Source organism: Haloarcula terrestris (assembly GCF_031624315.1).
In the GTDB taxonomy this organism is placed as follows: domain Archaea; phylum Halobacteriota; class Halobacteria; order Halobacteriales; family Haloarculaceae; genus Haloarcula; species Haloarcula terrestris.
This window is the reverse complement of sequence record NZ_JAMQOM010000010.1, coordinates 1-22,199: the sequence shown is the minus strand read 5'-3', so window position 1 is coordinate 22,199 and position 22,199 is coordinate 1. Positions and strand designations below refer to the sequence as shown.

At 63.0% G+C, this 22,199-nt stretch carries 25 protein-coding genes and 1 tRNA gene; 12 read left to right on the top strand and 14 right to left on the bottom strand.

What is annotated here, in order from left to right; genetic code table 11:
- The first annotated feature begins 103 nt into the window (after positions 1–103).
- The 3 genes from NDI54_RS17580 to NDI54_RS17570 are packed head-to-tail and all read left to right on the top strand — an operon-like array spanning position 104 to position 2,219.
- Entirely contained in the window at positions 104–718 is a 615-nt protein-coding gene (locus NDI54_RS17580; protein ID WP_310897745.1) for a TasA family protein, read from the top strand.
- Positions 705–1,247, top strand: coding sequence for a signal peptidase I (locus tag NDI54_RS17575; protein WP_310897744.1), 543 nt, complete (start codon positions 705–707; stop codon positions 1,245–1,247). Before NDI54_RS17580 ends, NDI54_RS17575 begins: the two co-directional genes overlap by 14 nt.
- A 42-nt stretch (positions 1,248–1,289) precedes the next feature.
- Positions 1,290–2,219 carry a hypothetical protein gene (locus NDI54_RS17570; RefSeq protein WP_310897743.1) on the top strand — a complete coding sequence of 310 codons (930 nt, stop codon included), beginning with the start codon at positions 1,290–1,292 and terminating at the stop codon, positions 2,217–2,219.
- A gap of 6 nt (positions 2,220–2,225) precedes the next feature.
- Here NDI54_RS17570 and NDI54_RS17565 read toward each other — a convergent pair whose 3' ends face one another.
- Positions 2,226–2,591, bottom strand: a complete 366-nt coding sequence (locus tag NDI54_RS17565) for a hypothetical protein (RefSeq protein ID WP_310897742.1) — start codon at positions 2,589–2,591, stop codon at positions 2,226–2,228.
- A 330-nt stretch (positions 2,592–2,921) separates the two neighbouring features.
- On the opposite strand from NDI54_RS17565, the gene purL reads away from it, so the two are divergent.
- Positions 2,922–5,087, top strand: a complete 2,166-nt coding sequence (gene purL, locus NDI54_RS17560; RefSeq protein ID WP_310897741.1) for a phosphoribosylformylglycinamidine synthase subunit PurL — start codon at positions 2,922–2,924, stop codon at positions 5,085–5,087.
- Positions 5,088–5,141: 54 nt separating this feature from the next.
- Here purL and NDI54_RS17555 read toward each other — a convergent pair whose 3' ends face one another.
- Positions 5,142–5,333, bottom strand: a complete 192-nt coding sequence (locus NDI54_RS17555) for a DUF7550 family protein (protein ID WP_310897740.1) — start codon at positions 5,331–5,333, stop codon at positions 5,142–5,144.
- Between the two features lie 120 nt (positions 5,334–5,453).
- On the opposite strand from NDI54_RS17555, the gene hisF reads away from it, so the two are divergent.
- The gene (hisF, locus tag NDI54_RS17550) at positions 5,454–6,269 is read left to right on the top strand and encodes an imidazole glycerol phosphate synthase subunit HisF (RefSeq protein ID WP_310897739.1); all 816 of its coding nucleotides are present in this window, start codon (positions 5,454–5,456) and stop codon (positions 6,267–6,269) included.
- 326 nt (positions 6,270–6,595) lie between these two features.
- Entirely contained in the window at positions 6,596–7,444 is an 849-nt protein-coding gene (locus NDI54_RS17545) for a hypothetical protein (RefSeq protein WP_310897738.1), read from the top strand.
- 3 nt (positions 7,445–7,447) lie between these two features.
- Here NDI54_RS17545 and NDI54_RS17540 read toward each other — a convergent pair whose 3' ends face one another.
- From NDI54_RS17540 to NDI54_RS17530, 3 genes are all read right to left on the bottom strand, one after another.
- Positions 7,448–7,732, bottom strand: a complete 285-nt coding sequence (locus NDI54_RS17540) for a DNA-directed RNA polymerase subunit L (protein WP_310897737.1) — start codon at positions 7,730–7,732, stop codon at positions 7,448–7,450.
- Positions 7,733–7,831: 99 nt separating this feature from the next.
- Positions 7,832–8,140, bottom strand: coding sequence for a DUF7410 domain-containing protein (locus tag NDI54_RS17535; protein ID WP_310897736.1), 309 nt, complete (start codon positions 8,138–8,140; stop codon positions 7,832–7,834).
- Complete coding sequence (locus tag NDI54_RS17530; RefSeq protein ID WP_310897822.1) at positions 8,137–9,483, bottom strand: hypothetical protein; 1,347 nt, start codon at positions 9,481–9,483, stop codon at positions 8,137–8,139. Before NDI54_RS17530 ends, NDI54_RS17535 begins: the two co-directional genes overlap by 4 nt.
- Before the next feature lie 159 nt (positions 9,484–9,642).
- Between NDI54_RS17530 and NDI54_RS17525 the strand changes: the two genes are divergently transcribed.
- From NDI54_RS17525 to NDI54_RS17510, 4 genes are all read left to right on the top strand, one after another.
- On the top strand, positions 9,643–10,506 hold the full coding sequence (locus tag NDI54_RS17525; RefSeq protein WP_310897735.1) for a cytochrome c oxidase subunit 3: 864 nt from the start codon (positions 9,643–9,645) through the stop codon (positions 10,504–10,506).
- Positions 10,507–10,548: 42 nt separating this feature from the next.
- Positions 10,549–10,791, top strand: a complete 243-nt coding sequence (locus tag NDI54_RS17520; RefSeq protein WP_310897734.1) for a DUF7385 family protein — start codon at positions 10,549–10,551, stop codon at positions 10,789–10,791.
- Between the two features lie 134 nt (positions 10,792–10,925).
- Complete coding sequence (locus NDI54_RS17515) at positions 10,926–11,561, top strand: PGF-CTERM sorting domain-containing protein (RefSeq protein WP_310897733.1); 636 nt, start codon at positions 10,926–10,928, stop codon at positions 11,559–11,561.
- Positions 11,562–11,656: 95 nt separating this feature from the next.
- A complete protein-coding gene (locus NDI54_RS17510; RefSeq protein WP_310897732.1) occupies positions 11,657–12,697 on the top strand; it encodes an NAD(P)-dependent alcohol dehydrogenase in 1,041 nt (346 codons plus the stop codon).
- Positions 12,698–12,748: 51 nt separating this feature from the next.
- On the opposite strand, the gene NDI54_RS17505 is transcribed toward NDI54_RS17510, so the two are convergent.
- Positions 12,749–13,054 carry a DUF7562 family protein gene (locus NDI54_RS17505; protein WP_310897731.1) on the bottom strand — a complete coding sequence of 102 codons (306 nt, stop codon included), beginning with the start codon at positions 13,052–13,054 and terminating at the stop codon, positions 12,749–12,751.
- Between the two features lie 574 nt (positions 13,055–13,628).
- Between NDI54_RS17505 and NDI54_RS17500 the strand changes: the two genes are divergently transcribed.
- Positions 13,629–13,874, top strand: coding sequence for a hypothetical protein (locus NDI54_RS17500; RefSeq protein WP_310897730.1), 246 nt, complete (start codon positions 13,629–13,631; stop codon positions 13,872–13,874).
- Positions 13,875–14,804 (top strand): DUF6338 family protein, encoded by a 930-nt coding sequence (locus tag NDI54_RS17495; protein WP_310897729.1) that lies wholly within the window; start codon positions 13,875–13,877, stop codon positions 14,802–14,804.
- A gap of 199 nt (positions 14,805–15,003) precedes the next feature.
- Here NDI54_RS17495 and NDI54_RS17490 read toward each other — a convergent pair.
- The 8 genes from NDI54_RS17490 to NDI54_RS17455 all read right to left on the bottom strand — a co-directional run bounded on the left by NDI54_RS17490 (position 15,004) and on the right by NDI54_RS17455 (position 22,035).
- A tRNA-Thr gene (locus NDI54_RS17490) sits at positions 15,004–15,077 on the bottom strand.
- Between the two features lie 78 nt (positions 15,078–15,155).
- Positions 15,156–15,569 (bottom strand): universal stress protein, encoded by a 414-nt coding sequence (locus NDI54_RS17485; RefSeq protein WP_310897728.1) that lies wholly within the window; start codon positions 15,567–15,569, stop codon positions 15,156–15,158.
- Between the two features lie 3 nt (positions 15,570–15,572).
- The gene (locus NDI54_RS17480) at positions 15,573–16,322 is read right to left on the bottom strand and encodes an ABC transporter ATP-binding protein (protein ID WP_310897727.1); all 750 of its coding nucleotides are present in this window, start codon (positions 16,320–16,322) and stop codon (positions 15,573–15,575) included.
- 2 nt (positions 16,323–16,324) lie between these two features.
- Positions 16,325–17,110 (bottom strand): ABC transporter ATP-binding protein, encoded by a 786-nt coding sequence (locus NDI54_RS17475; protein ID WP_310897726.1) that lies wholly within the window; start codon positions 17,108–17,110, stop codon positions 16,325–16,327.
- Positions 17,103–18,167, bottom strand: coding sequence for a branched-chain amino acid ABC transporter permease (locus tag NDI54_RS17470; protein WP_310897725.1), 1,065 nt, complete (start codon positions 18,165–18,167; stop codon positions 17,103–17,105). Before NDI54_RS17470 ends, NDI54_RS17475 begins: the two co-directional genes overlap by 8 nt.
- Positions 18,164–19,051, bottom strand: coding sequence for a branched-chain amino acid ABC transporter permease (locus NDI54_RS17465; RefSeq protein ID WP_310897724.1), 888 nt, complete (start codon positions 19,049–19,051; stop codon positions 18,164–18,166). Before NDI54_RS17465 ends, NDI54_RS17470 begins: the two co-directional genes overlap by 4 nt.
- A 5-nt stretch (positions 19,052–19,056) precedes the next feature.
- Positions 19,057–20,388 (bottom strand): amino acid ABC transporter substrate-binding protein, encoded by a 1,332-nt coding sequence (locus tag NDI54_RS17460; RefSeq protein ID WP_310897723.1) that lies wholly within the window; start codon positions 20,386–20,388, stop codon positions 19,057–19,059.
- A gap of 144 nt (positions 20,389–20,532) precedes the next feature.
- A complete protein-coding gene (locus tag NDI54_RS17455) occupies positions 20,533–22,035 on the bottom strand; it encodes an SLC13 family permease (RefSeq protein ID WP_310897821.1) in 1,503 nt (500 codons plus the stop codon).
- Positions 22,036–22,199: the final 164 nt, after the last annotated feature.

Here is a 22,199-nt window from a genome sequence, read left to right as displayed (position 1 = left end):
AGATACTAATGACAACCTCCCTTGAGGATAAGTAGTTGATCTGATTTGCCTGATATAGGGCAATAAATGGGGACTTGGAGTCAGTGAAGCGCAAATATCATCCGTGAATCAGCGTACTGGAATCACACGTAGACAACTGCTCGGCGGCCTCATTACCGTTGGTGCCGGCAGCGCCGCCACAGGAGCGGGAACCATGGCGTATTTCAGCGACAGCGAAAGCAGTACTGGTAACCAGATTTCGGCCGGGACGCTGAACCTCGGATTCACCGAGAGTGCGTCGTTCAGTTTCAGTACAGCGCTTCCTCCGGGAGAAACCACGACAGACACCGTGACGCTCGTCAACTCCGGCACAATCTCCGGGTCACTGGATGTGGATTTCGACTACGCGGAGAGGGACAGCTCACAGAACGACACGGACGAGAGCGCATCTGCGGTGGCCGAGAACCTCGCTGTCAAAACGCTGACGTACGACGATACGGACCACACCGGCCAGATCACGACAGACAATCCGTCCCCGACGCTCGTAGACTTGGCTGACAACGCCCATGGCTCCGATGAGACAACACAGAACGACCTCGTAAACCTCGATGACCCGGGAAATAGTGGCAAGAAATTCACCATCGGGCTGGAACTCGCCGAGAGCGTCGGAAACAGCTTCCAGGGCGACGGGGTCGAAATCACCGTCACGTTCCATTTAAATCAGAATGACTCCCAGTAACACCGAAGGCGGTACCGACTGGCGGCGGGTCGCCAACTGGGTCGGTTTGGGAATCTTGCTTATCGTCGTCGGGGTGTTCGTTGCCGCGGCAGTGCCACAAGCAGTCGGCGCGGACGAAAGCTACGTCGTCCTCTCGTCGAGTATGTCGCCTGCTATCGAGGCCGGGTCGGTCGTGTTTGTGAACAGCGTCCCGTCGGCCGAGATCTCCGAGGGTGACGTTATCACCTACGACCGCTCGCCCGGCGGCACGACTTCGCGGGTCACTCACCGGGTCGTCGATGTTATCGAGGCGGACGGTCAGCGGCAGTTCAGGACGAAAGGCGACGCAAACGAGGACCCGGATCCAGAGCCTGTTCGCGCAACGGCAGTCGTCGGCGTCGTCGCGTTCAGCGTGCCCTACATCGGGCACGTCATCACGTTCTCACAGACCCGTTTGGGACTGCTAGCGCTCGTTGTTGTTCCAGCACTACTGCTGGTGATTCTCGAAATCCGGGACCTGCTCTCGGGAACGGGAGACGGAGAGCAATGAACAGTGGAAAGCCGGCTCCGAGGAACGCTGGGGTGACCTGAGATGGGATACAGCATCTTTCGGGACGAAGACGGAAACTACAACAAGCGATTCATCGGACTGCTCCTTCTCATCCTATTCGTCATAATCGGGGCTGGCGTGGGGACGATCGGCCTTACCAGCGACGACGACCCGGCACCTGGACGGCCCGATATCGAGCTGACACCGGTGCCGGCGGAGCCGACGCCGACACCGACGCCTGCGGAGACTGAACCGTCCCAACCCGAGACATCGACCGAGAGCGGCGGCAGTGGGTCACCGCCGCCAAGCGACCTTGTCAATGAAACGCCGACCCCGACTTCGACACCGGCCCTGACTGACAGCTTACCCGACGACAGCGCAACCGGCGAGACAACAGACGAGCCCTCTGGCGGCGTCGGCGGCGGCTCTTCCGATAGCAACGGGGGGTCCGCTGGTGGCGGTGGAGGGGCTGCTGGTGGCGGTGGGGACGACAGCGGAACGGCCGGCAATCTGTCGCTGGAGACACAGGGTTCCGCAGTGCTATTGGAGGTCGGGGAACTCGCGCCCGGCGAAACGGAATCTGGCTCGGTTGTCGTCCGGAACAGCGGCTCGGACGCGGGGACGCTCGGCGTTGCCGACGTAAACGTGACCGACGACGAGAACGGGCTTCGGGAGCCCGAACGGGCGCTGGGTGACACAGCGGCGACCGGCGAACTGTCCGACCATCTTGCGGTCAAACTGTGGATTACCTATGCGAACGGGACCACGGAGTATCTGGCCGGTTCGGCCACATCGAGTGTCACGCTATCTTCGCTCGATGGGGCTTCCGAACAGGGGACGCGAGCAGTCGGCGGCGGGGATCAAGCCACGGTGGAAATCGAAGTAACACTGCCCATGTCGACCGGCAACGAGGTCCAGAGCGACCGCGTCGAACTCACTGTCCCCTTCGTCCTGCAAGCGCTGCGTTCCTGAGACGGTTTAGGAGAACAGCAGATTGAGATTGAACCCGGTTACGCCGAGGCCCATCACTGTCAGGAGCGCCGGCGGCCCGTAGTACAGCAGCGGATCCTCGTCGAGTACGCCACCCCAGATGCTCACGCCGAGACAGCAGTAGATAACGAGCAGTTTGAGTCCAAGAAAGCCGCCGCCGCCGAAGGACTGGATCGCCCACCTGATCGCCGGGTTTGCCTCGGTGAACGCCGGGACGAAGTAGACGATTGCGATTGTGGTCACGACATCGCCCACGCCGTACGTCGCCAGCGCCACTGCCCACACGCTGGAGAAAGACCGGCCGGAGAAGGAACTCCCCTCCAGCGTCAGCCAGTCGGTGTCGGCAGTAGCCATTGACACACGATATGTACGGCGGCCACATATATCCCGATGTCTTATTATATGGTTTGATACTCATGGTAAACTCTGATACCAGACTAGGTTCGGATCTGTCTCTCAAAACCGCTCATTCCAACTTTAGCGGGCATGAAAAGCATATTTCTGATCATTCGCTGTGCTTATCCATCTCCCGTAGTCAAATTCAAGTTTGAAATCGAGACAGCCGGAATGACAGGCTAGGTACTACCGGTGGTCGTCTACGCACTCGAATATCTCGCTGTCAAGTTCGTTACCAGCGCGGGTGCATGGAAAGGGACTTATCCGGCGGGCGGCCACGAGGAGGTAATGAGCCTGTCCGACGCGGACCACGAACTCGTGGTCGAGGAGATCGGTCGGGAGCCGACACGGGCGGAGGCCGCTCTCTTCGAGAACCTCTGGAGCGAACACTGCGCGTATCGCTCCTCTCGCCCCCTGCTGTCGGCGTTCGACTCCGAGGGCGACCAGGTCGTCATCGGTCCCGGCGACGACGCGGCCGTCGTCTCCCTGCCGACCCACGGTGACGGCGAAGAGATGTACATCACGATGGGCGTCGAGTCCCACAACCACCCGTCCTACGTCGACCCGTTCGACGGGGCGGCGACAGGCGTGGGCGGTATCGTCCGCGACACGCTGTCGATGGGGGCCTATCCCATCGCACTGGCCGACTGTCTGTACTTCGGTGACTTCGACCGGGAACACTCCCGCTATCTCTTCGAGGGCGTCGTCGAAGGCATCTCCCACTACGGGAACTGCATCGGCGTCCCGACCGTCGCCGGCAGCGTCGCTTTCCACGACGACTACGAGGGCAATCCGCTCGTGAACGTCTCCTGTATCGGCCTGCTGGAGCCCGAGCGGACCATCACCGCCGAGGCCCAGCAGCCCGGCAACAAGCTCGTCCTCGTCGGCAACGCCACGGGGCGGGACGGCCTCGGTGGCGCGTCCTTCGCCAGCGAGGACCTCGCGGAGGACGCCGAAACGGAGGACCGGCCGGCCGTTCAGGTCGGCGACCCGTACTCCGAGAAGCTCCTCATCGAGTGCAACGAGGCGCTACTGGACGAGGACCTCGTCGAGTCGGCTCGTGACCTCGGCGCGGCGGGTCTGGGCGGTGCATCCTCCGAACTGGTCGCGAAGGGCGGCCTCGGCGCGCGCATCGAACTCGACCGCGTCCACGAGCGCGAGCCCAACATGAACGCCATGGAGTACCTGCTGGCCGAGAGCCAGGAGCGGATGGTGTACGAAGTCACGCCCGAAAACGTCGACCGCGTGGCCGAACTCGCCGAGCGGTTCGACCTGGGCTGTTCGGTCATCGGGGAACTCACCGACCCGGGTACGAACTACGTCTGCACGTTCGAGGACGAGACGGTCGTTGACGTGGACGCGGCGTTCCTCGGCGACGGCGCGCCGATGAACGACCTCCCGAGCGACGCACCGCCGGAACAGGAACGGGACCTGCCGACGGTGTCGCTGGACGAGGCGTTCGAGCGAATCGTCGGCAGCCCGAACTGCGCTTCGAAGCGGTGGGTGTACCGCCAGTACGACCACGAGGTGCAGGTCCGCACGAGCGTCCTGCCTGGCGACGACGCTGCACTGCTTGCGGTCCGTGAGGCCGGGACCGGGCTGGCGTTCTCCGCCGGTGCGGACCCCAACTGGACCGACGCCGCGCCGTACGAGGGCGCGCGCGCAGTCGCGCTGGAAAACGCCACCAACGTCGCCGCCAAGGGCGCAACGCCCCACGCGGCTGTGGACTGTCTGAACGGCGGCAACCCCGAGAAGCCCGACGTGTATGGCGGCTTCAAGGGCATCGTCGACGGGCTGGCGGACATGTGCAGCGACCTCGACGTGCCCGTCGTCGGCGGCAACGTCTCGCTGTACAACGACTCACAGACCGGCCCGATTCCGCCGACGCCGACGCTCGCACTGGTCGGGGTCAAGGAGGGCTACGACGCCCCGCCGCTGTCGCTGTCCGGCGAGGGGACGCTCGTCGTCGTCGGCGACACCGCGCTGGAGGGCGAGGCCGACCCACGACTCGGCGGCTCCGAGTACACCGCGCAGTTCGGTGGCACCGACCGGTTCCCCGAACTCCCGGCAGACTCGACGGGGCTCATCGAGACCGTTGCCGAAGTCGCCGATGCCGACCACGTGCTGGCGAGCCACGACGTGAGCCACGGCGGCCTCGCGGTGACGCTGGCCGAGATGGTGCATGAAGACGCCGGCGCGTCGGTCGACATCGAGACGGTCGAACGGGGCACCCGGAAGCGACTGCTGTTCAACGAGCGGCCCGGCCGCGTCGTGTTCGAGACGACCGACCCGGCGGCTGTCCGGGAGGCCTTCGACGGCGTCGCCCCGGTGACGGAACTGGGCGAGGCAAACGGCTCGAACCGGCTCGATATCACCGTCAACGACGAGACGTTGCAGTACGACGCCGCGGACATCGGCGACCTGCGCTCTGTTATTGCGGACGAGCTAGCCTGACGACGAGCGGTTTTAGGACTGTCCGACTCCGCGGCGAAAAAAGCGACCCGAGAGTCAGGCCAGCGCCAGCGCGATGCCGAACGTAAGCACCAGTCCGACCAGCAACATGCCCAGCCCCGTGCCGACCTGCGACATCGTGAAGTCGCTCTGGGGAGCCGTCGACCGAAGCGGCGGTTCTCCTGCGGGGAGGTCGACGTGTTCGGGGTCGTAGTCCGGTCGGTCCGCCTCGTGGTGGTCGTCTGCCATGAGCGATGGTTCTGGGGCGGGCTACGTGTAGCTGTCGGATTTCAGCCGGCCGATCAGCGCCCGGGCACTTGCACCAGTCGAAACGGTCAAACGGCGCTGTTGCGAACCCACAGGTATCTGATGACGCTCACGAAACGGATTATCCCCTGTATCGACGTGGACGTAGACGAGAACGGAGATGCGGCGGTGTATACGGGAGTCAACTTCGAGGACCTGGAGTACACCGGCGACCCGGTGGAGATGGCCAAGGCCTACAACGAGTCCGGGGCCGACGAGTTCGTCTTCCTCGATATCACGGCCTCCGCCGAGGGCCGCGAGACGATGCTCGATACGGTCTCGGCGGTCGCCGACGAGGTATTCATCCCGCTGACCGTCGGCGGCGGCATCCGGACCCGCGCGGATATCAAGGAGACGCTCCGGGCGGGCGCGGACAAGGTCTCGATCAACTCCGGCGCTATCGCTGAGCCGGACCTCATCAACGAGGGTGCGGCGGCCTTTGGCAGCCAGTGTATCGTCATCTCCGTCGACGCCCGCCGGCGCTTCGACGAGGCGGGCGAGTACTACACCGAGGTCGACGGCGAGTCCTGCTGGTTCGAATGCACCGTTAAGGGCGGCCGCGAGGGGACCGGGCTGGATGTCGTCGAGTGGGCCACCGAGGCGGAGGAACGGGGCGCGGGCGAGCTGTTCGTCAACTCTATCGACGCCGACGGGACCAAGGACGGCTACGATATCCCACTGATGCAGGCCGTCTGTGACACCGTCTCGACGCCGGTCATCGCCTCCTCGGGCTGTGGCGGACCAGAAGACATGGAGGAAGTGTTCGTCGACGCCGGTGCGGACGCCGGCCTCGCGGCCTCGATCTTCCACTTCGGCGAGTACTCCATCGCCGAGACCAAGGAGTATCTGGACAGCAAGGGGATCCCCGTTCGGCTGTAAGACCCCCGATTTAGGATAGCAATAGTGAATGCCCACACCTTTCATTCTCTCGGTATGATGCAGTTCTCCCGCAGCCACAGGTGGCTCGGTTCACTCTGCGTCCGGCCGTGTGCTACCGGCGCTCGCTGGCAGGGCCGCGTACCGCCCGTCGCTCAGAAAGGCGACCAGTCGAACGTAACGCAGGTGTGAGTCTGCCCCGATGAGTGGATCTGTGACCGAGCGACCGAGGGGACGGTGGCGTGGTACAGACCTACGAGAAGCGCCGAATCCGCCGACTCCGATTCGGCACCGGACCTGTTTTATTCGCCCAACACGGAGAGCCACCAATGAAATGGCGGTGTGAATGGTGTGGCAAACCCCACGAGGAGGACGACCCGCCGTGTGACAACTGCGGCCACGGCACCTTCGAGGAAGCTGTGACGCAGGTCAACGAGGAGGTCGTCGAAGGCGGCCCCCGGTGGGTCTGTCTGAACTGCGGCCGCCAACACCAGAAGAACTCCCCGCCGTGCAAGCGCTGCGGTGACAGCAACTTCGAGCGGCGGACGGGGCCGCCCGAAGACGACCCGCTCGACGAGATCCAGACCGGCTGGCTGGACGTGGCCGAGACGAAGTACGTGATCGGCTACGCCGCCGTGGCGGTGTTGCTCGGGCTCATTGTACTCGCTGCTGTGGGCGGTATCACGCTCCCGGGCTTTGCCGCCGAGACCCCTGCCGGGCCGCCGTCGATTGCGTCTCCCGCCGGGAGCGGTGACACGCTCAACTCGCTCTCGCTCGCCGAGGCCGAGGACACCTACATTGATGTGTATAACGTCCGGCGCTCGGGCGTCGGCGGCGGAACGGTCTCGCGGAACGCGACCCTGGACGACGCCGCGGCCTACTACAACAAGGGCCGCGTCGACACGCGGTACAACAACGCGGAGCCACCCACGCGAGAGGGCGTCTCCCGGTTCCCGATCCCCTGTGACCGCCCGGCAGTAGTCAGCTACGAGGTGGCTTACGACCGAACGCCACAGTCACTCGACCAGTACCAGAACGAGACGGCGCTGGCGACTGCCCTCGTTGACAGCTACATCGAGCGGGGCAACAGGATCCAGCGATCAGACGCGGGGCTGATCGGCCTCGATATCCATGTCGGTCCGGACGAACGCGTGTTCGTCACGTACGTGCTCTGTTAGAAGTTACGCGGCGGCTTCGAACGCGTCAGTGAAGTCGTCCGCCTTCTCGATGACGGCGTCGGTCCCGTCTTCGAGGGCCTCGAGCGCGTCGACGCCCGCTTCGGTTTTGATGGTCAGTACCGGGTCTGTCTGACCACCGGACTGCTCCGGGTTCACGTCGTAGGTCGCCGCCGTGACGCCCTCGGTCTCCAGCAGCGCCCCCTTAATGACGTTCATGAAGGTGTGGTCCTCACCGGCGATTTCGATAGAGAGTTCCGTGTCGGATTTGTCGATAACGCGAAGGTCCATACCCACTGTTTGGTCGCCTCCGACCCATCAACGCTTCGCTTCCCACCTGTTGTCGGTGTCAGCCTGGGCACCAGCGCGAGGGCAGGAGAGTGACAGCATCTACACGAGCGCGTAGATCATCAGGAGGCCGAAGTAGATGAGCACGAGCGCGCCCAGCGCCTGGAGGCGGAACGTCGCAAGCGACTCCTCCTCACCGTCATGGGCTTCCCGGAAGGCGTCGACTTCCGCGTCGTCGAGTTCGTTGGGATGGTCCAGCCCGCGGTGGAGCGCGAGCCAGGACTCGTGGGCGAAGGGCCGGCCACAGTACGAACAGTCGTAGGCCTCCGCGTCAGCCGGTACGTCGTAGGTCTTATCGGTGTCGTTGGGCGATGCTGGCTGCTCGTCCGTGGTTGCGACTGTTTCAGTCATAAGTGTGGCAGTGCCACCTCCGGCTGGGAGACGACCCAGAGGCTCGTCATCGTGTAGAACACCATGACCGCGATGAAGGGGTACTGGGACCGGATCGCCTGCAAGCGTGCGGGGAACAGGTCGTAGGCGGCGGCGTGGGCCACCCAGATAGCAACCAGGTGGCCGACGATGACCGACGTGAGCGCAATCGCGCCGAACCACTCCGGCAGTTCGACGGTCGGCACTGTCGCCGGATTCGCAAACGGCGATGTGAGCGCGACGGCCAGGGACGGCGCGAGGACGAGGAAGTATCCGAGGTAGTGTGCGAAGTGGTAGCCGACAGCGATGGCGATAAGCGGCGGTGCGAACCGCTGGGCGAGGATTGCCGGGGTGAGGTACGTCTCCGACATGTCCCGGGAGAGGCGGACCGCGAGCCGGTACACCCCGAGGAAGCAGGCGAAGCCGACGGCGAGTGCCACCGGGTACAGGAGATGGGGCGGGACGCCGGCCTCGACGATCGGCGTCGTCAGGTCCCGCCAGGCCGGTGTCGTGACCAGCCCGTCGTAGGTCGTGACCCACAGCAGGGCGACCACGAACGCAACCTCGTCAGGGCCGTCGACCAGCCGCGGCGTCGAGAGGTCCATGCCGGGGAGTCGGAGCCGAAGCCCGTCCTCGCCGCTGCCGACGGGGGCGAACCGGCCGTAGTAGCGGAACACCCCCTCTACGGGGTCGGCGTGGGTGAACCAGTCGTCGGGGCCGAACACGACCGCGCCCGCGAGCGTCACCACGGAATAGCTGGCGACGGCAGACGCGAGCAGTCGCGGCTGGTCGGCGAGCGGACTGACGACCTCAAGCCACACCAGCACGAGCAGCCCGGCGACGGCGGGCCAAGACCCGAGGCGGTCGGGATAGGGCCGCTCCAGCGTCGGCAGGAGTTCGGCGAGGGTCTTCAGGGGATTGAGCGTCGCCCAGGCGTTGCCAAGGAGATACGTCGTCATCGCCAGCCCGGCCCACCAGCCGACCCAGACGAGCAGTATCGCCAGGTTTGTCCGGGCGTTCGTCGGGCCGACGAAGCCGATTACGAGAACCGCAACGAGTCCGACGAGCCCGATGAGTCGGCCGGCACTCGCCAGGGTGCGTCCGGAGACGCTCGACAACGGCCGCCCCCAGCCGTGGATGCGTTCGATGAGCGCCCGGTCCGTGACGAACGAGGCCAGCAGGAACGACGCGCCGACGGCTGCCCCGCCGGTGCTCAGGAACAGCCACGTCGGGATCGTCAGCGACTCCCGACCGCCACCGGCGAGACTCCCTCCGTGGGCGCTCGCCGTTCCCGTTGCGGCCAGCAGTCCCAGCCCACACAGCACCAGCGCGGCCCTGTGACGCCTCCCAAATGTCATCGTCGGCAGTTGGGCCTTCGCCCCCGTGTAGCTTCCGGGATGTCCACGGGTCGCCCGGTGTGATACCGGGCCAGTGCCGCGGAGAATTGGATGGGCTTTTAGTATTCCATTCGTAAGAGGGCTAGTATGAGTGTCTCCGATGAACACGCGGACGACGGGCACGGGGAGCATCACCTCCCGGCGACGGAGGACTGGCCCCACGGGTTCGGCGAGGCCAGCTGGTGGCCGTTCGTGACGGCGATCGGTGGCTCGGGCATCTACATCAGCGCGGCCCTGTTCGTGCTCTCGATGGGCGAGAACGCACTGGTCAGCCAGACGGTCGGCGCAGGAGCGATGGCCGGCAGCGTCGGCATCTTCCTCGTCGGTCTCTACGGCTGGCTCTACCACGCCTTCGTCTCGGACTTCTGGGAGCGCGGCACGGACTATCACTCCGATAAGACGCTGAAGTTCGCGATGCTGTTGTTCCTCGGGACGGAACTCGCTACCTTCGGCGCTGGCTTCGTCTACTACTTCATCGTCCGCGGCGGTGAGGTCTGGACACAGGCGTCGATTCCGCACGTGTTCGGCTCGCTGGTCATCATCAACACGCTGCTTCTGATCGCCAGCTCGGTGACACTCCACTTCAGTCACATCGCGCTCCGGAACGGGAACCGGGGTCGGTTCATGAAACTACTGGGTGCGACGCTACTGCTTGGCATCGTCTTCATCGGCGGCCAGGTGTACGAATACTACGAGTTCATCGTCCACGAGGGCTTTACCATCACCGGCGGCATCTACGGTTCCGCCTTCTACGGCCTGACCGGGCTTCACGGTCTGCACGTTACGATGGGCGCTGTCCTGCTGGGCATCGTCTTCGTCCGCTCCTACTACGGCCAGTATTCGGCTGAACGACACACGTCTGTCTCGACGGCCTCGATGTACTGGCACTTCGTCGACGTTGTCTGGATCTTCCTCGTCGTCGTCCTGTACATGGGCGCGAACCTGGTGTAGATCGCCGACGAGTTTTAGACGGCCGGCGCTCGTTGCACACGCATGGAGGAGTTAGATGTCAGCGGGAGCTTCGACGTACACGAGTACCGACACGGGCTCAAGCTCCTGAAAGACGACCGCGGGACGATGACGCTATCGAACCGGACGGGGTTTGGCTGTCCGGCCTGTGGCAACGAGTTCGAGACGCTCTTTATCAGCGAGAAACGGACGAACACGTTCGGAAATCCCGATTCGCCCTTCTGTCTAGTCCGGACCGACGACCAACTGCTGGTCCTGACACACTGATACTGTCGGCTGTCCGTCTGTGAAGACTGTTGCTACCTCGGGGTGGCGAACATCTTGAAATAGTTAAGCCGGCAGTATGAGCCGCTTCGGGGCCGGTAACAAGGCTTATCCCACCTGATCCGATTCGAACACGTATGCAAAAAGCGATCCCTGCAATCGGTCTCGCCGTCCTCGTCGTCCTGTCGGGCTGTGTGACAGCCACCGTCGACTCGACGGTCACTGCCGATGGCACGGTCTCGGAGTACGACCTGACGCTTGAGATGTCCCCGTCAGTGTACGACGGCCTCCAGAGTCAGGCCCAGCAGGAGGGCTATGACTCAATCGAGGGGTACCTCCTGGCCGACGTAAACACCAGCCGGATGGAGAACCACACGTACGACCAGAACCTGGAAGGCGAGAACGTCACGCTCTCCCTGACGTTCACGAACTGGAACCCCGGGCCGGACAGCGACGTGTCGACGAACGTCAGCGGCGGTAACGTCACGTACGAGGACCGGACCTTCCTCACCGCCGACCAGGAATCCGACGTGGCATTCGGCGACGGCGTTGCGGTCGAGTACCGCCTGACGATGCCCGCCGACATCACGTCCTCGAACGCGGACCTCGTCCAGAACGACACCGCCTCGTGGGAGTACGCGGCCGACGAACCGGTCGACGAACCGATTCGCGCGACCAGCCCCGCGCCGTCGTCGGCCTTCGGCCCCGGTATGGGGATTCCCGTCGCCGTCGTTGCGCTGCTCGGGGCCGCACTGCTGGCTCGTCGGGACTGACGCCCTCTCCACGACAGCGGACCTGAACACCAGCGGTTGAAGTATTCGATTTTTTATACTGTACGTTTATTGCCGTTTCGCCCGGACACAGAACGATGCGCGCAGCCAGACTCCACGAATACACGCACGACATGTCGGAGGGGCTCTCGATAGACGAAGTGGACGCGCCACAGGTCACCGCGGGGGACGATGTCATCGTCGAGGTCGACGGAGCCGGCTGGTGCCAGACCGACAATCACATCATCGAGGGGATGTGGGCGGAGTACGTCCCGCAGGATCTCCCGATGACACTGGGCCACGAGAACGCCGGAACGGTCGTCGAGACGGGCGACGACGTTGCTATCGTCTCCGAGGGCGACCAAGTCATCTGCCACCCGGTCCAGACCTGTGGGACCTGCCGCCCGTGCCGACAGGGCGAGACGATGTACTGCGAGAACGACGCGTTCAACGGCCTGACGACGGACGGTGGCTTCGCCGACCAGTTACTGACTAGCGACCGGTCGGTAATCCCGCTCCCCGAGGGCGTCGACCCGGCGGACATCGCGCCACACGCCGACGCCGGCATCACGGCCTACCACGCGGCGAAGAAGGCCGTCGACGGGCTCAATCCCGGTGATACTGCGGTCATCATCGGCATCGGCGGCCTCGGCCACATCGGCCTCCAGTGCCTCGATGCGATGTGTGCCGCCGACCTCGTCGCCGCCGACATCAAACAGTCCGCTCGTGAGCTCGCTGACGACCTCGGCGCACACTATACCATCGACCCCGAAAGCGAAGACGTAGCCAGCGAAGTCGAGGCCATCAGCGACGGCGTCGGCGCTGCGCAGGTGCTCGATTTCGTCGGGGCCGACGAGACGACGGCGCTCGCGCCCGACATCTGTGCCGCCGGTGGCGACCACCATATCATCGGCTACGGGGGCCACATCCACGAACCCGCGCAGGCACTCGTCAACGGCGAATTCGCCTATCAGGGTAACATCGTCGGGCAGTACACCGAACTCCAGGAACTGGTCGCGCTCGTCGAGCGCGGCGCGGTCGCCCTCCACACGACCCGGTATGACCTCGACGACGTGAACACCGTCGCACAGAAGCTGGAAGACCGGGAGATCGACGGCCGCGCGGTCATCACGCCCTGAACCGTTTCCGAGACGGTATCTCAACGCCGGACGGGACACTCACCGTTCGGCTCAGCGACCGTCGGCGCGGGTCTGTTCCGTTTCGTCGACCAGGTCGTGATAGCGCCTGAGAAACGCGTCCCGGCTCACGGTCCCGGCACCGGCCGCCTCAAGCCGGTCTTCCAGCCCAGTTCGGTCGAAGTGACAGTACTCTCGATAACAGGGCTTGCACAGATACTCGAAGGACTTGTCATCACGGTTCCAGCGGTCGCCGTACTTGTCGTATTCTCGGGCGTCCGACCGAGCGATCGTTTCACCGCAGGCGATACAATGGACCGCTTCGTCGCTGTCGCGGTGCCAGGCGTTTCTGAAATTCATCGGAACTCACAGCCTCCTAACTGCTGGTGTCCGCGAGTGTCTCGGTGCGCCCGTGACGGCACGACGTTGCGTGTCCGACAGCCATCCGAATAAATACTGTGTCGCCATCGTGCTCAAGAGGTAATTCGGCCCTACAGCCTGTCGAATTTGCACGTCACTGGTGAGGGTTGTTTTTATACCCATAGTTCTGTCCGCTGTTGGCGAAGCGAAAACGGTCTCCAACTCGGCTGTATCGGCCATCGAAACGTTTGACGACACGCCGTTTCCGACTACCGTGGTAACAGTCTCGCCGCGACAGGCCGGTCAGCGGTGTTTCGCGTTCTCCGACTCTGATTCGGCCCAGCCCGATTTCCCGTGCCTGTGTTGGTCATACTGTCGGCTGTACGTCTGTGAAGAATGTCGCCACCTCGGGGTGGCGAATATCTTGAAATAGTTACAGCTGACAGTAGCAACAGCGCCAGCAGAGAACGAACCAGAGACAGAGCAACGCTCCACCCAATTTTGGGAGTGTGACAGCTGAACAGATATATAGTTCAGGGAGTGTGTTTATGACAGTTGGAATATGACTTTCAGTATGGCTGAAAACGACGATGACACGAAAGCTGAGGTAACGATGGCAAAAATCATCGAGGAGATCAAGCAGGATCTCGATGACGATATCGGAGCGGAAATCAGCGACAATCAGATCGCTCAGGTGGCTATCTCGGCCATCGAATGGGCCGAAGCGCATCCCGAAGAATCCGGTGTGGCTACTCTGTACGAGCACTCAACTCGGAAATCCGGTGACCCAGTGGAATATGAGCACGGAACTCGAGATTAGATGCTTCTCTCGCTTCCCGATAGCGTCGTTCTACTGGCGATACTTCTGCCCGGATATGTGTTGACGTACGTGTTGCTCTGGCAGGCGAGAGTTCCGGATACGTTCACAGAGGCGGAAAAACAAGCTTTCAGTCTTACTGGAAGCGCTCTGCTCGCCTTTGCCGGGTACCTGCTATATGTCTCAGTAACATCGATAATTCGGCGGGAGATAATACTACTCCCGGAACTCCGATTTACACTTCAAGAATCTCTCGTGGTGTTATCGATGTTGACCCTTGCCGCAATCCCAGTGGGATATGCCATTGGCACCCTGTATGATATACGCTTCCACCAACGCAGGAGTATATTTCGAACGCGACGAAAAACGTGGGACTACATCCATCAAGAAGCAAACTCGCCGGTCGTTGCTGCGATCAAGACACCCTCTGGAGCGGAAATTCAGGGAGACATACAGTATGCAGGGGAACGAGAGCAAAACGATTTGCTGCTTCGGAATCCACTGCTAAAAGATTCAGAAGGCGAGGTAGTACGGCGACTCGGGAGGTATACGTATCTACCAGAGGAGGAAATCGATAGGATAGATATTTTCACGGAGTTGAAACAGAGGAGAAAACTCTATTCCGAAAAGCAAAAACATACCGCAACAGCTACTCCGAGCGTTAGCGTACCGGGGACGGACCTCAGACGCTCTTGCACAGACAAGACGGTTCTTGAGGTACAGCTACAAAACGAGACCAGTGACGATGTCTACACTGAGGTCGTCGCCGAGTTCATCGGCGAGGGCCGCTGTATACTCGATGAAGGGATCGCAGTCGTTCCGATCATGCGAGGGGGCGAACGACGGTCGGTCAGATTCCAGTACAACGGCAGTCCGGATACAGAAATCGTTGATACCGAAGTCAGACTGTCACCGATATCGATAGCTGACTGATGGGATACTCCGACCAGTCGTCGTGTACTGCGGCGCGTAATCCTATTCCGGACCACTACTCTGTCTGTCAGTAGGAAACCCGACATCCGGTCCAGTTCCGAGACTATCGTTCCACACAGAGGTGCAATTGGGCCGGAACAGACACGCGGCTTGAAATGCTCCCGATCAGCCTATGTCTTTAGAGGCGTCAGAAATCGAAAGCCGGTGGAGGGATTTGAACCCTCGGCCTAATCCTTACGAAGGATTCGCTCTGCCAGTCTGAGCTACACCGGCGCGGCGCTCGCGTACATCACTCTTTGGACGCATAACCGCAATAAGGATTGCGAATCGGGGCCACTGAGGGGGACGTTCTCACTCGTCTCGGGACCCGACGACGGTGACCGGGTCGTCCGCCTCAAGCAAGACTTGCTGTGAGACGCTCCCGAACACCGCCTTTCCGGTTGGCGACCGCTTTCGCGACCCCATGACGATCTGGTCGACATCGAACTCGTCGGCCAGGTCTCTGATGCCGTCCGCGGGCGGTTGCGTCCCCTCAGCCAGTTCGACATCGACCTCGTGGTCTTCGAGGTACTCACGCACGAGCCGTACGGTGGAGATGCGCTCGACGTTGCGGATTTCCTCGGGCGCTTCCGCCTCCTCCTTGGTCAGTGCGTGGGTGACGATGGCCTTGATCTGGGTGTCCGCGGACGGTAGTTCCGTGACGAAGGCGGCCTGTCCGCGAGCACGGTCTTCGTCGGCGTCGACGGGAACAAGTATGGTGTACATCTGTCAGCCTCCTAGGTAAAGGCGTCCGACTTCCTCATCGTTAAGCAGTTCGGTCCCCGTGCCAGTGAACTTGATCTCGCCGCTCGCCAGTACGAAGCCGCGGTCGGCGATAGAGAGCCCCTTTTCGGCGTTCTGTTCGACGAGCAGGATGGTAGTTCCGAGGTCGTTGAGTTGCTCGATTCGTTCGAACACGTCGTCGATGAATCGGGGCTCGAGCCCGATCGACGGTTCGTCGAGCATCATCACGTCCGGCTCGACCATCAGCGCGCGGGCCAGTTCCAGCAGGCGACGCTGGCCACCGGAGAGCGTGCCGGCCGACTGGCTCCGGAGGTCGGCAAGCACCGGGAACTCCTCGTACAGTTCCTCGGCACGGGCGGCGGCGCGGTCGTCGTCGTTGAACACGTAGCCGCCCATCAGCATGTTCTCGTGGACGCTCATGCCCGGGAAGACGCTGGCGTCCTGCAGGACGTAGCTCATCCCGTTGGCGAGGTTCGCCTGGGGCGACCGGCCGGTGATCTCTTGGCCGCGGAACGACACTGTCCCGGACAGCACGTCCGCAAAGCCGTAGATACTTTTCATCAGCGTGGACTTCCCAGAGCCGTTCGGGCCGATGAGACAGGCGATCTGTTCGTCCTCGACGGCGATGCTCACGTCGTGCAACACGGTGGTGTTGCCGTAGCCGGCCGTGACGTTCTCCATCCGGAGCACCGTGTCCCCGGTCGGCTCGCTCGTAGCGTCTGGTGTAGATGCCATACTCACTCCCTCCCGAGATACGCGTCGAGCACGCGCTGGTCGTTCTGTATCTCTTCGGGCGTCCCGTTGGCGATGCGTTCGCCGTGAGCCAGGACGTAGATGCGGTCAGCGATGTCCATGACGAAGTCCATGTTGTGTTCGATGAGGAAGATTGTCGACTCGTGTTCCTCGTTTGCGTTGCGGATGTAGTCGATGAGGTTCCCGAGCATCGAGGGGTTGATGCCGCCGGCAGGCTCGTCCATCAACAGAATTTCGGGTTCCGACATCAGCTCCATCGCGAACTCGAGCAGCTTCTGCTGGCCGAAGCTCATCCGCCCGGCGCGAGTCTCCGCTAACCCGCCGAGATCGACGTAGTCCAGTAGTTCGTCCGTCCGGGACAGCAGCGAACGGTCTGGACGGCGCATGAGACTCGACACGTCAGCGCCGCCTTCCTGAGCCGCCAGCAGTAGGTTCTCACGAACGCTCATGTCTCCGAAGATGCGGGTCTCCTGGAACATCCGGCCCAGACCGGCCCGGGCGATTTTGTGTTCGGGCCAGTCCGTCACGTCCTCGCCCTGCAGGTAGACCCGGCCCTCGTCGGGCGTCAGCGTTCCGGTGATGCAGTTGAACAGCGTGGACTTGCCGGCACCGTTCGGCCCGATAAGGCCAACGATTTCGCCGCTGTGGATTTCGATGTCCACATCGTCGACGGCAGTCAGGCCGCCGAAGCGCTTCGTGACGCCGTCCGTCCGAAGCACAGCGCGGTCACTGTCGGCAGCGGCCGTCGGTCCGCTCTCCGCTTTACTCATCAGTACTTCCCTCCGACCCGTCGTCAGCGTCAGTGGCGGCCATGCCGCCGTGTTTGTAGTAGTCCATCTGGCTTGCGTATTCGCTGAGCGTTCCGACGACGCCCTTCGGGAAGCCGATGACAGTGACGATGACAGCCCCGCCCAGCAGGACGAGCTGCCACCCGACAGCGTACGTCTCCACGAGTTCGATAATCGTGTGGAGTCCGAACGCGCCGATGACGGGGCCGGCGACGGTGCCGGACCCGCCCAGCAGGGCCATGGCGATGAGCTCAACGTTCCAGGCCCCGTTGTAGGCCGTCTGGGGGTCGATGAACGTGTTGAACAGGCTGTACGCGGCCCCGGCAAAGCCCGTGAACAGGCCGGCCAGCATCCACGCGGCCGTCTTGTAGTACGTGGTGTTGAACCCCATCGCCGTGGCCTTCTCCTCGTCGTCGCGGATGGCGTTCAGAACGAAGCCAAACCGTGTCCCGGAGAGGTAGTAGACGAGCCCCATCTCGACGACGAGGACGCCGAGGAACAGGTAGTAGAAGGTCTCGGCGGACGGCGTCTCCAGCAGTATCTTCCCGCTGGCACCGCCGGTGATATCGAGGATGCGGGAGACCTGCTGAGCGACCAGCAGGACGCCCAGCGTCGCGATGGCGAAGTAGTGCCCCCGAAGTCGGAGCACGACGACACCGATGACGGCCGCGAAGCTCACGGCAAGCAGGCCGGCCAGCAGGAACGCGACCGGGAACGCGACGGCGAAGTCCTTCGTCAGGATGGCTGTCGCGTACGCACCGATACCGAAGAAGGCCATGTTCCCGAAACTGGGATAGCCTGTCTGTCCGCCGACGATATCCCAGGACAGCGCCAGGATAGCGAACAGGAACATCTCGGTGAGCACCGTCATATAGTAGCCTCCTTCCAATCCGAGAACCGGGAACGAGGCCGCGATCAGCGCACCGAGACCGAGAAGCGGCCAGCCGTAGTCGTCACAGGTCCCGAGGAACCGGTCGACCTGTTCCGGCGGGAGAATCGAGCGGAGAACGCCGCCCGAATCCTCGTCGGTCGTGCTCATTGCTCAGCCTCCTGGCCGAACAGGCCCTTCGGTTTGAGGATGAGCAAGACGATGAGCAGCGAGAAGCTCACCGCGAGCGTCCACTGCGAGGAGACGAAGCCGGCGACCAGTTCCTCGACGGAGCCGAGCAACAGGCCGCCGATGAGCGCGCCGGGGATGCTCCCGACGCCCCCAAAGACCACGATGATGAAGCTCTTGAGCGTGTAGATGAGCCCCATCTGTGGCTGGATGTTCAGGATGACGGCGATGAACGCGCCGATACCGCCGGCAATGGCCGAGGAGACGCCGAACGTCACCGCGCGGGTATGCTCGACGTTGATGCCGACGAGCGCCGCGGCCTCGGGGTTCTGCGAGACGGCCCGTATCGCCCGTCCAGTCCGCGTTTTCTGGAGGAACACGTACATGAGTGCCGTCAGGGCGAGCGCCCCGGCGAAGGCGACGAGTTTCATCTTCGGGACGACGATGCCACCGAGAGTCATCGACGGGTCCGCGAAGCTGACCTGAATCGACCGCGGGTTCGCCGACCACGCCTGTATTGCCAGCTGCTGAATGGCGATGCTCGCACCGAACGTCACCAGCAGCGTGAGGAAGATGTCGGTCCCGATGACTCGCGAAACCAGTGTGCGCTGGAGCGCGTACCCGATGCCGAACAGCACGGCGATGGCGACCGGAATCGTCGCCAGAAACAGGAGCGGTGACCCCTCCGCATTCCCGGATATCAGCGTCAGCACCCAGTAGGAGGTGTATCCACCGAGCATCACCATCTCGCCGTGGGCCAGGTTGATGATGTCGACGACGCCCCAGATGAGCGCGAATCCGACCGCCACGCCTGCGAACAGCGCACCGACCAGCAGGCCGTTGACGACGAATTGGGTCGCAGCCATCGCTCTCAGCGCTCGCTCCAGTCAGGCATCGGGTACATCGGGTCCGACTGGGCGACGTTACTCGGATGGACGATCTGGAGGCCGGGGTCGGGCTGCCACTGGTAGACCAGCATGTTCTTGTCGATGACGCCGCTGTCGTCGAAGGCGACGGTGCCGTACACAGTGGAGAACTCGGCCTGTTGGATGTGGTCCCGGACCGCGGTCGGGTTGAGTTCGTCGACGTTCTGGAAGGCGTTCATATAGGTGAGGATGACTGCCTCACCGGCCGCGCTGTGGTAGTCCGGCGTGTAGTCGTAGTTCTCCTCGATAGCGGAGACGAAGTCGCCGGTCTTGCCGAACACCGGGTCATCGAAGTTCGCGTTGACGGCCCAGGAGGACGGTCCGTACATGTAGTTGGCGTTCGCGCCGGCCTCGTCCTTGAACGAGTCGTTCAGGCTGCCGACGGTCCCCATCGCCGCGTCGACGTTGACGCCCTGGCTCTCCATCTGGTTGGCGAGGATGATGTTGTGCTTCTGGTGGGCACACAGCAGGAGAATGTCGGCACCGCTGTCCCGAACCCGGCCGAGGTTGGTCGAGAGGTCGGACGTGTCCGAGGGGAACGTCTGGTCGACGACCAGTTCGAGGTCGGTGCTCTCGATTTTGTTGCGTGCGCCTTCCGCGGTCGACTGGCTGAACGTCCCGTCCTCCGCGAGGATGGCGATAGACTCCGGCGTCGTGTCCTGCGCGAGGCACATGTCGATGTAGCTCTTCGCGTACTTGTTCGCCGTCGGCAGGAGGCCGAAAATCCACTCGTTGCCCTGCGCGAAAATCTCCGGGCTCGCGCCGCCGCCCTCGACCATCGGCTTCTGGTTCTGTGCGGCGACAGCGCTCGCGGGCAGGGTCACCGTACTGGAGTAGGGACCCAGCAGGTAGTCGACGCCCTCGCGGTCGATGAGTTCCTGATAGATGGACTTCGACTGTGAGGCGTCAGTGCTGTCGTCCCGGAGGACCATCTCCAGTTCGTAGGTGTTGCCGTCGCCGGCCTCGATGCCGCCGGACTCGTTGATGCGCTGGATCGTCAGCTCGTAGGCATCTTTGTACAGCTTCCCGAGGTCGGCGTTGTCCCCGGTGAGACTCATCGAGCCGCCGAGGGTGATGACGTTCGTTCCACTGCCGCTCTCACCGGTGGACCCACCGTCACTACCGCCGTCGCCGTCGCTGCCGCCGTCACTACCGCCGTCGCCGCCGCTGCTGCCGTCGCCACCGTCACCCGAACAGCCAGCGAGGCCGGTCAGTCCGAGGACACCTGTGCTTCCTGCCACCTTCAGAAACGCGCGTCGGTCTTGTTTTCCAGTCATGGGTCGTTTTGCGCCCGTGTATCAATGATACACGGCCTGTACGTCCCGTTGTGACATACCCTATTAAATGTTAAGGATACATCCCCGAAGCTGTGTGCATACTTACAACTACTCCCGCAGAAACGAGCCGTACTGAGGGGCAGCCTACCAGAGGACGCGGGGCCAGAGGACCGCGAAGGAAACGAGGACGAGTGCCGTCAACACGAGCGTCATCAGGACGTTCAACACGACGCCGGCCCGTATCATGTCCCGCTGCTTCAGGTGGCCACTGCCGAAGACGATCGCGTTCGGTGGAGTGGCGACGGGGAGCGCGAACGCGAAACTCGCCGCGATGGCTCCGGTAACGGTCAGCGTGACGGCTGCCTGTACCGGTTCGACGCCGAGGGTTCCGGCGAGGACGCTTCCGAGGCCGATGAGGACCGGGGCGAGTATGGTCGTCGTCGCGGTGTTCGAAGACAGTTCCGTCACCAGCACGGTGAAGACGACGACGGCGAGCACGACGAGGGAAAGCGGCGCACCGATCAGCGTGTCGAAGACAGTGCGTGCGAGCCACGTCGTCGCCTCGGTTTCGGCCAGTGCGTCCGCCAGCGAGATACCGCCGCCGAACAGGATGATGGTCCCCCAGTCGATGTCGACCAGATTCTCCCAGTCGTCGGCTCCGGAGAGGACGAGCGCCGGAATAGCGAGTAGTCCGACCACCACGAGGTACAGGACGCCACGGTGGCCGGTCAGACCGAACACAGTTTCGCCCGTCCCGCCGAACAGCGTCACAAACACCGTTTCGGGGAGGAGTCCCTCGAACAGGAACCCGAGCCCACCGAGGATCCACAGGCCTGCCGTGGCAGCGAAGATGTACGCTGCGCGCCGACCACTCGCAGAGAGCGGTCCCTCCTCTTCGAGGTACGCGTTCGCCTGCGCTTTCGCGCCGCTCACGTCCTCAACTTCCGGGGGATACAACCAGAACGTCAGGACGTACCACGTCAGCGGCAGGGTCAAGACGACGATTGGAAGCCCGATGGCCAGCCACTGCACGAACGAGATCTCGACGCCGATGAGCCTGTCGAGAAACGCTACGGCGACGACGTTGGGCGGCGTGCCAATGAGGGTGCCAACCCCGCCGACACTTGCCGCATAGGCCGTTCCGAGCAAGGTCGCGATTCGCATGTTCGATGCCTCGCCGTCAGGGACATCCCGGCCGACGACCTCGGCGAGCACACCGAGTGCCACGGGCGTCATCATCGCCGTCGTCGCCGTGTTCGACACCCACATCGAGAGAAACGCCGTCGCGACCATGATCGCCAAAATGAGCAGTCGCGGTGAGCGCCCCATCCAGCCAATGAGGTGCAGAGCGATTCGGCGGTCGATGTTGTGGGTCTGGAGCGCCTTCGCGAGCATGAATCCAGCCACGAACAGGTAGATGAGCGGATCGGCAAAGCCCGAAAGCGCGGCCTCCATCTCGGTGTAGATACCGAACACCGTCAGCAACACCGGTATCAGCAGCGCTGTTACCGGGAGCGGCAGCGCGTCGGTCACCCAGAGAATCGCCGCGAAGGCCATCGTCGCCAGCGCGTACTGGGCGGCGATGTCGAGTCCGGATGGCGTCGGGGCTGCAGCTATCGCGACCGTCGAGACGAGGGCGACGACGATCGCCGCTGCCGTCCGCTGTGGTTGCGTTCGTCCCGACGTACGTGTTTACTCCGAGGATTCAACCGCCGGCACAGCCTGAGCCCGTGAAACCATTTCGTTGTCTCGGGAGACTCGCTTGAGTTCGTCGTAGGGATTGCGTCCCTGCTGGCGCCACGTCGCCAGCA